7 protein-coding genes are annotated in these 8,291 nt (G+C 57.0%); 4 read left to right on the top strand and 3 right to left on the bottom strand.

The window, feature by feature from the left end; genetic code table 11:
* From ACIQ20_RS14730 to hisN, 3 genes are all read left to right on the top strand, one after another.
* Window positions 1-383, top strand: a 383-nt coding sequence (locus ACIQ20_RS14730; protein ID WP_395781590.1) for a hypothetical protein, incomplete at its 5' end; no start/stop codon positions are given.
* Between the two features lie 41 nt (window positions 384-424).
* On the top strand, window positions 425-1,558 hold the full coding sequence (locus ACIQ20_RS14725; protein WP_395781588.1) for a PQQ-dependent sugar dehydrogenase: 1,134 nt from the start codon (window positions 425-427) through the stop codon (window positions 1,556-1,558).
* Between the two features lie 2 nt (window positions 1,559-1,560).
* Window positions 1,561-2,352, top strand: a complete 792-nt coding sequence (hisN, locus tag ACIQ20_RS14720) for a histidinol-phosphatase (protein WP_395781586.1) — start codon at window positions 1,561-1,563, stop codon at window positions 2,350-2,352.
* A gap of 25 nt (window positions 2,353-2,377) precedes the next feature.
* Here the strand turns inward: hisN and ACIQ20_RS14715 are convergent, their stop codons facing one another.
* The 3 genes from ACIQ20_RS14715 to ACIQ20_RS14705 all read right to left on the bottom strand — a co-directional run bounded on the left by ACIQ20_RS14715 (window position 2,378) and on the right by ACIQ20_RS14705 (window position 7,033).
* The gene (locus tag ACIQ20_RS14715) at window positions 2,378-4,210 is read right to left on the bottom strand and encodes a DUF885 domain-containing protein (RefSeq protein ID WP_395781584.1); all 1,833 of its coding nucleotides are present in this window, start codon (window positions 4,208-4,210) and stop codon (window positions 2,378-2,380) included.
* Between the two features lie 29 nt (window positions 4,211-4,239).
* Complete coding sequence (locus tag ACIQ20_RS14710; protein WP_395781582.1) at window positions 4,240-5,094, bottom strand: MaoC/PaaZ C-terminal domain-containing protein; 855 nt, start codon at window positions 5,092-5,094, stop codon at window positions 4,240-4,242.
* 121 nt (window positions 5,095-5,215) lie between these two features.
* Complete coding sequence (locus ACIQ20_RS14705; protein ID WP_395781580.1) at window positions 5,216-7,033, bottom strand: dipeptide ABC transporter ATP-binding protein; 1,818 nt, start codon at window positions 7,031-7,033, stop codon at window positions 5,216-5,218.
* A 154-nt stretch (window positions 7,034-7,187) separates the two neighbouring features.
* Between ACIQ20_RS14705 and ACIQ20_RS14700 the strand changes: the two genes are divergently transcribed.
* Window positions 7,188-8,291, top strand: a 1,104-nt coding sequence (locus tag ACIQ20_RS14700; protein ID WP_395781578.1) for an iron-containing alcohol dehydrogenase, incomplete at its 3' end; no start/stop codon positions are given.

The raw sequence follows: 8,291 nt of genomic DNA, 5'->3' as shown, positions 1-8,291 counted from the left end.
CTGCGGCCAATCCCGCTGATGCCAAACCAGCTGTGGTTGACCCCTATGCAGGCCGTCCCAGTGCCCGGATTATGGTTTCACGACAGGTCCGCAACTTTGTCGTGCGGCGGGAAGAGGATAGTGATCGGGTCATCTATTTGGAAACCCCCCGCAGCACTTGGTTTCGGGGCGAAATGATTTGCCGCGGCGGTGGCGACCCACGCGATGCCAAGTCGTTTAGATCGGCTGGACACAGCAACGGTATCGAGGCCGGCACTACTTTGATTTTCTACGATTTATCCAGAGAAACTTCGAACTGCACTGTGGTCAGTTTGGTTAGCCTAACGCCTGAAGAAGCTTTGGACTTAAAATTAGTCCGTCCGCAAAAGGCAAAGAAAGGCTAATGCTCTTCCTCCGGTGGCCTAAGTCAGTTTAAAGAGGCGTTATGAAGAATCAACCTGTCCGTTTCCTACTCGCCTCCGCCTTCATTCTGGCCGCGTCTTGCGCACCGGCAGCCGAATCGCAAGCCCCTGTGGCCGCATCGGCGCAGACCATAAAGGTCACCGAAATTGCCGCTGGTCTGGCTTATCCTTGGGGCGCGGCGATCCTGCCGGATGGCTCCATGCTGGTGACAGAACGCGATGGAAACTTGCGCGTTATCCGTGATGGCAAATTGGTTGAAGCCCCGATCACCGGTGTGCCCGCTGTCTTGAATGACGGCCAAGGTGGGCTGTTTGACGTGGCGCTGCACCCTGATTTTACGACAAATGGCTTGGTCTATTTGTCCTTCGCAAAAGGGACGAAGTCGTCGAACCATACGGCCGTGGTGCGCGGCAAGTTTGACGGCAAAGCGCTGACCAATGTCGAGCCGGTTTTTGACGCGGTGCCAGAGCGGCAGACCCAAGCCCACTTTGGCGGCAGATTGTTGTTTATGCCGGATAAAACCCTCATCGTCACCCTAGGCGATGGCTATAAATATCGCGATAAAGCTCAAGACCTTTCGAGCGATCTGGGTAAGATTGTACGCATCACCGATACCGGCGCACCAGCCCCTGGCAATCCTTTCGCCGGCCAAGCGGGCAAGCGCGCTGAAATCTATTCCTATGGCCACCGCAATGTTCAAGGCATCGCGCGCGATCCCGTCAGCGGCACGCTCTATGCGCATGAGCATGGCCCCAAAGGCGGCGATGAGGTCAATGTCATTCAGCCCGGCAAGAATTACGGCTGGCCTGTAATCACCTATGGCGTGGATTATTCTGGCGCGCCCATCAGCATGGAAAACAAGCGCGACGGAATGGAGCAGCCGCTCCTCTATTGGGTGCCCTCTATCGCGCCTTCCAGCATGGTGTTTTATACCGGCAGTCTGTTCCCAGAGTGGAAGGGTGACCTTCTCGTGAGCGCTTTGGCTGGACAACAGATACGCCGGGTTGATCTGGAAAATGGTGCGGTAAAAGCCCAAGAAACCTTGTTGGCAGAGCGTGAGGAGCGGTATCGCGCCATCATCCAAGCGCCAGATGGCAGCTTGATCGTCCTGACCGACGATCCAGAAGGCAAAGTGCTCCGCCTCAGCCCGAATTGATTATGACCTCGATTGCCACCCAAGAAGTACTGGCCTTTGCCCACGAGCTTGCCAACGTCGCGCGGGCGGCTATCCTGCCCTATTTCCGTGTCGAGGCTGCGATTGAGAATAAGGCTGAGATCGGCTTTGATCCCGTCACCGCAGCCGATAAAGCCGCTGAAGAGGCGATGCGCGCGACGATCCGTGCAGAACGCCCGCATGATAGCATCGTCGGTGAAGAGTTTGACGATCATGACGGCAGCTCTGGCTGGACGTGGGTGCTAGACCCCATTGATGGCACCCGCGCTTTCATCGCGGGCACAACGACTTGGGGCGTCCTGATTGGGGCGCGCTTTGACGATAAACCGCTGGTCGGGATTATGGATCAACCCTTTGCCGATGAACGTTGGGCTGCCAATCCAGAACGTGGGTTCTGGTCGCGTGGACGGGCCCGTCAGCCCCTGATGACCCGCAAGAATGTGGCTCTAGATCAAGCGCTTCTGGCGACGACCGACCCCTTCTTATTTCAAGGCAGTCAGCATGAAGCGTTCTTGGCCCTGCGCGCCGCAACCCGCCTAACCCGTTACGGGCTTGATTGCACAGCCTATGCCTTATTAGCACATGGCCATATTGATCTGGTGGTAGAGCCCGGCCTGAAAGATGTCGACATCGCCGCCCTCATCCCCATTATTGAGGCGGCAGGCGGCGTCGTGACCGATTGGCAGGGCCGCCACCATCCGAAAGGTGGCGACATTATTGCGGCGGGATGCCCCGCGCTGCACGCCAAAGCCCTGGCCATTGTGGCAGGGAAGTAAGTCTCCCCTGCCCGCTGGTGGTTCCTTAGGTCTTAATCCCGTTCTGCCAGTCGACAATCACCGTATCAAGCACGTCGAGGGGAAGTGGACCCGGCAGCAAGACTTGGTCGTGGAAAGCCTTGAGGTCGAATTTAGCGCCCAGCTTGGTCTTTGCATCTGCACGTAGGCGGATCAGGTTAGTCTTGCCGACCATATAACTGCACGCTTGACCCGGCCACACGCAATAGCGCTCCACTTCTGTGACGATGCTATCGCGCGTGTCGCCGGTGGCTTCCAACATATAATCAACGGCTTGTTCCTTTGTCCATTTCTTGGCATGAAGGCCGGTATCGACGACAAGGCGGGCAGCGCGGAACGCGGCGGATTGGGCATAACCCAAGCGGCCAGCAATATCATTTTCATAGAGGCCCATCTCATCGGCCAATTGCTCTGCATAGAGCGCCCAGCCTTCGCCATAAGCGCCAAACCACAGCATTTTTGACCGCAAGAACGGCAGACCTTGGGCCTCTTGTGCGAGGGAAATCTGCAAGTGGTGGCCGGGTTGTGCCTCATGATAGGTCAAAGTCGGCAAGGACCATTTTGGCCAAGCCGCCGTGTCACGCAGATTGATATAATAAGCACCGGGGCGTGACCCATCTGGGGCGGGTGACTGATAATAGCCCCCGGGCGCTCCGGCTTCTGTATAAGCTGGGACACGCTTTACTTCGCAATCAGCCTTGGCCAGCGTCGCAAACACCTCTGGCAAGCGCTTCTTGAGGGCGGCCATCTGCTTGTTCAAGTCCGCCAGCAATTGCTCTTTGCCCGCATCATTGTTGGCGTAAAGATATTTAGGATCCTTGGCCAAAGCGCTCATACGCTCGGCCACACTGCCTTGGGTTATGCCAAGCGTCTTCAAGCCCTCATCCATTTGCGACCCAAACGAGCGCACAAGATCGAGGCCTAATTCATGGATTTCGTTAGGCGACATTTTGGTTGTCGTCCAATAGCCTGTAGCAGCCTGATAATAGGCTTCACCCTGTGGCAATTTCCAAACCCCAGCATCAGCGGTCGCCTTCGTCCGCAATTCTTCCATCAAGGCAATCTGAGCCTGATAGGCGGGGAACACTTTCTCGGTCACCAATTTCGTGGCTGCCGCCCCCAATTGATCAGAACTGAGACCCGATTCTTTAGCCTTACGCACCAAGCCTGACACCAAAACGGTCTCAGCCGCCGGGATTTTCATGAAGCTGCGCAATTGGCCAAGGGCGCGATCAATGATGAAATTCGGCGGTATGACGCCTTTGGCGGCATCGGACTTAGCACGCTCTACCTCATGGCCCATTTGGCCGGCAAAACCCTCAACCCGCGAAAGCCAAGCATCGGCATCATCCTTGGCCTTCACCACGTGCTGGCTATCCAAGAAGTCCGGCATACCGACATAGCTGCCGGTCAATTGCGACAGGATGTAAGGATTGGGGGAACCATAGCCTGCCGTGCCATAGCCCATCGGGGCGGCAGCAGCGGCATAACGCGTGGAGGACAAGACAACCGCATGGGTGATTTTGTCAGTCGGGTTCAGGCTTTCAGGTTTGATCTTCTCAAGGTCCTTGATCCAACTAGCGACCCATTGATTGCGGGCAGTTTCTGCGGCGGCAGAAGCGTCTGAAACCCGGCCTTTATAAGGCCCACCGGCCAAAGCCTCCGGGACCGTTAAGCTGGTCGCATATTCGGGCGAGTCCTTGAGCATGCTCGTGGTGATCGAATCGATCACCGCCTTTAGGTCTGGGTTGGCCGTAGTCTTGTCGGCACAACCCCACAGAAAGGCCGTCGCCCCAATCGCCCCCGTGCCCAAAAGGGCATCCCGCCGCGTTAGCTTCATCTTACTCTACCTTTTGCTTAGCCCTGCCCTCACCCGGCGAGGACGCACTTGCCATTCTTGATTACGACCACATCGCGGGATTTCACGCGGGCTTCAAACGACACCACATTGCCATCGCGCCACATCTGAACGCTGACCGTCTCACCTGGGAAGACTGGCGAGGAGAAGCGCACGTCGTGGCTCAAAATCAGGCTAGGGTCATTGCCGCAATAGGCGGATAGAACAGCCCGACAGGTCAAACCATAGGTGCACAGCCCGTGTAGGATTGGGCGGGGGAAACCGACCATTTTCGCAAAATCAGGATCGGCATGGAGCGGATTACGATCGCCCGACAAGCGATAAATCAAGGCCTGATCGGGGCTTGTTGGGACTTCAACTTCCATATCTGGCGCGCGATCTGGAATAGGATGGGACTCTGGCCCGCCTTCACTGGGCCCACCAAAGCCACCATCGGCGCGGGCAAAGATGGATGAGGTCAGCGTGCACAGCAGGCTATCGTCTTTCTTGTCGCGGATCACAGTCTCGCTGATCAAAACCGCGCCCTTGCCTGCGCCCTTATCGAGGCACTCAACAAAGCGGCTATCGGCCAAAATCGTTGCGGCAACTGGCAGAGGCTTATGCATGGTCACGCGCTGTTCGCCATGAACCACCATCGCATAATTGATCCCCGTATCGCCAACCCGGCCCGCGCCCCAAGCGATCACGGTCGCCATGGTGGGGATGGTCTTTAAGCCGTTTTCATAAACAAACGGCAGCTCACCCTTGTCCATTGGGTCAGCGCCCATGCCGATGCCCAAGGCGTAGAGCATGGTCTGCGTATCGCCATAGGAAAATTCTTGGTCCTTGGATGTCAAAGACATCACGTGCTCATAATTGATCGCCATGGGTGTTCCTCCAGCTGTGCCTATATTCGTTTGGCTTTTCAGCCATGTGACAGAATAAATCGGCTGGGCGCAAGGGGGCAAGCATGGCCCCACTGCCTTAACTCAACTCAGCCTTTAGGCTTCACGCGGCCACCACCGGGTCATGCTCGGCCACCCAATGGCCCGGGGCCACTTCCATCAATTGCGGACGATATTGTGGCCCATCACCTTCCACGAGTTTTGACTTCATGAAACGCAATTGCGCACGTGGATCCATGGGCGACGGCAGATCGCCTTCCAAGCGGATGCGCGGGCGGGCTTTTTCAAGTTCCGGGTCCGGGATGGGTGCCGCGGAAATCAAAGCTTGGGTGTAGGGATGGCGCGGGTTGAGATAGATGGAATTGCGGTCCGCGGTTTCCACCACCCGACCCAAATACATCACCATGATCCGGTGGCTGACTTCACGAACGACTGCCAAGTCGTGGCTGATGAACAACATGGCGAGGCCAAATTCGCGCTGCAAATCGAGCAAAAGATCAATGATTTGGGCACGAATGGACACATCGAGCGCAGAGACCGCTTCATCGCACACCACAAATTTGGGACGCAAAATCATCGCACGCGCAATGCCAACGCGCTGGTTCTGACCACCTGAGAATTCATGCGGATAGCGGTTGATCCAATCTGGGTCGAGGCCAACGCGGTTCATCATGTCTTTGACCATCGCATCGCGCTCTTGCCTGCCGATGCCAGGTTTATGGACCTCTAAAGGCTCCGCGATGGAAGCCCCAATCGTCATGCGTGGATCAAGGCTGGCCAGCGGGTCTTGGAACACAATGGTCAAGTCCTTGCGCGAGGCGCGCAGCTCTTTCCGCGATGTATCGGTCACGCCCTTGCCGAGCCAAACCACTTGACCAGCCGTCGTCGGCACCAAGCGCAAGACGCCGCGCGCTAAGGTGGACTTGCCACAGCCCGACTCCCCGACCACGCCGACGGTTTCACCAGCACGAATGGTCAAATCGACCCCGTCCACGGCCCGCAACGGCTTGGACTTGGGGAACAGGCCGCCGGTGACTTTCACCGGGAAATGGATTTGCAGATTTTTGGCTTCCACCAGAATGGGGTCGCTATCCTTTGGCGGGTCCGCCAAGGGCACCCCTTTGCGCTCGGGCCGATCTAAGCGCGGTACGGCGGCCAACAGCTTTTGGGTATAGGCATCTTTTGGAGCCGCGAAGATTTGGTGCACGTCGCCGGTCTCGACATAGAGACCCTTGTTCATCACTTGGACCTTGTCAGCCAATCGGGCCACCACGCCCATATCGTGGGTGACAAGCGCAATCGCGGCACCAGTATCGCGCTTAAGCTCATCCATCAGCTCCAGCACTTGGGCTTGAACGGTCACGTCGAGTGCTGTCGTAGGCTCATCAGCAATCAATAAGGCCGGTTCGCAAAGCATGGAAATCGCGATCATCACGCGTTGGCGCATACCACCCGACAATTCATGGGGATATTGGTTGAGGCGACGAACGGCTTCTGGAATGCGGACGCGCTCTAGCCAATCCACGCAGCGCTTGGTCGCCGCTTCACCTTGCAAATTCATGTGCAATTTCAGCACTTCATACATTTGCTCCCCCACTTTCATGTGTGGGGTCAAAGAGGTTAGCGGGTCTTGGAAGATCATGGCCATTTGCTTGCCGCGAATGGAGTTCAGCTCGGTCGGCTTCAATCCAATCAATTCTTGGCCTTTGAACTTAATCGAGCCCGTGGCCACGCCATTGGATGCCAAAAGCCCCATTGCCGCCATAAAAGTCTGGCTTTTGCCGGATCCAGATTCCCCAACCACGGCGACACATTCGCCGGGCAAAATGTCCAGATCAATGCCCTTTACCGCACGAACGGAACCATCAGGCGTCGAGAACGTCACGGAGAGGTCACGGACAGACAAAATTGGGCTGGACATAAGGACGAGGTTCCTTGAAGAAACGATTTCGAAACTACGACTTAGCTTTGCATTTCCCTGCGGTCTATGCGTTCAAGCACATGTGACCACATTGCAGCGTCAGGGCGGTGCCAATAAGGTCGGTTAAAACATCGCTTTGCTCAGGAAACAGACAATGGCCAGCCTTCCCTATTTGACCGATACCCGTTTTGACCATGGCGCTGTAAGCCAAACTGGCAAAGCACTCCAAAGTTTGGGCGCAAGCCGCCCGCTCATCGTCACCGACAAGGGCATTGTTGCGGCAGGCCTGTTACAATCCGTGCTGGACGCGCTTGGCGCGCCTCCTGCTGCGGTATTTGACGAAACGCCAGGCAATCCGACCGAAGCGGCTACGATGGCTGCCACTGCACTCTATAAAGAGGCCGGGGCAGATTCCATCATCGCCTTAGGTGGCGGCTCTTCCATGGACTTGGCCAAGGGCGTTGGCTTGCTGGTCAGCGGCGAAGGCCCCTTGGCGCGCTATGGTGCGGCGCAGCGCGGCTCCCGCCTGATCGGCAAAATCCCGCCGCTGATCGCGATCCCGACCACGTCGGGCACAGGCTCTGAAGTCTCCATCGGCGCGGTGATCGTGCTGGAATCGGGTATCAAGGAACTGTTTGTTTCCAAGCATCTCATCCCGGCCATCGCCATCTGCGATCCCGACCTGACGTTGGGCCTGCCTGCGGGCCTCACGGCTGCAACCGGCATGGATGCGGTGACCCATTGTATTGAGAGCATCATGTCGCCTGCCATCAATCCACCTGGAGATGCGATTGCTGCCGACGGGATCGTGCGGGCCGTGCGCGATGGCATGCTCGCCCGCGCCGTAAAGGATGGTTCTGATAAGGAAGCACGTTGGCATATGATGATGGCGTCTACCGAAGGTGCGTTGGCGTTTGTGAAGGGTTTGGGCAGCGTCCACGCGCTCTCGCACGCTGCTGGTCGCCTTAAAAGCCCCAGCCTACACCACGGCACCCTCAACGCCATCTTTCTGCCCCATGTGATGCGCTTTAATGCGGGCGTGCGCCCAGATGCAGAGGCGCGTATTCGCGACGCGATGGGCCTAAAAGCCCATGAAGATTTGGCCGACGCTTTGGCCAGCCTCAATCAAGACTTGGGCATTCCAGCCAATCTCTCAGTCCTTGGCCTGTCCAATGATCATGCTGACGGCATTGTCGCCAATGCCTTGGTCGACATCGCCCACCTCTCAAATCCCAGAAAGGCCAACGAAGCGGACTAT

This window comes from Aquidulcibacter sp., assembly GCF_044346625.1.
GTDB lineage: Bacteria > Pseudomonadota > Alphaproteobacteria > Caulobacterales > Aquidulcibacteraceae > Aquidulcibacter.
The sequence above is the reverse complement of the archived record's forward strand: the minus strand, read 5'-3'. Positions and strand labels throughout refer to the sequence as shown.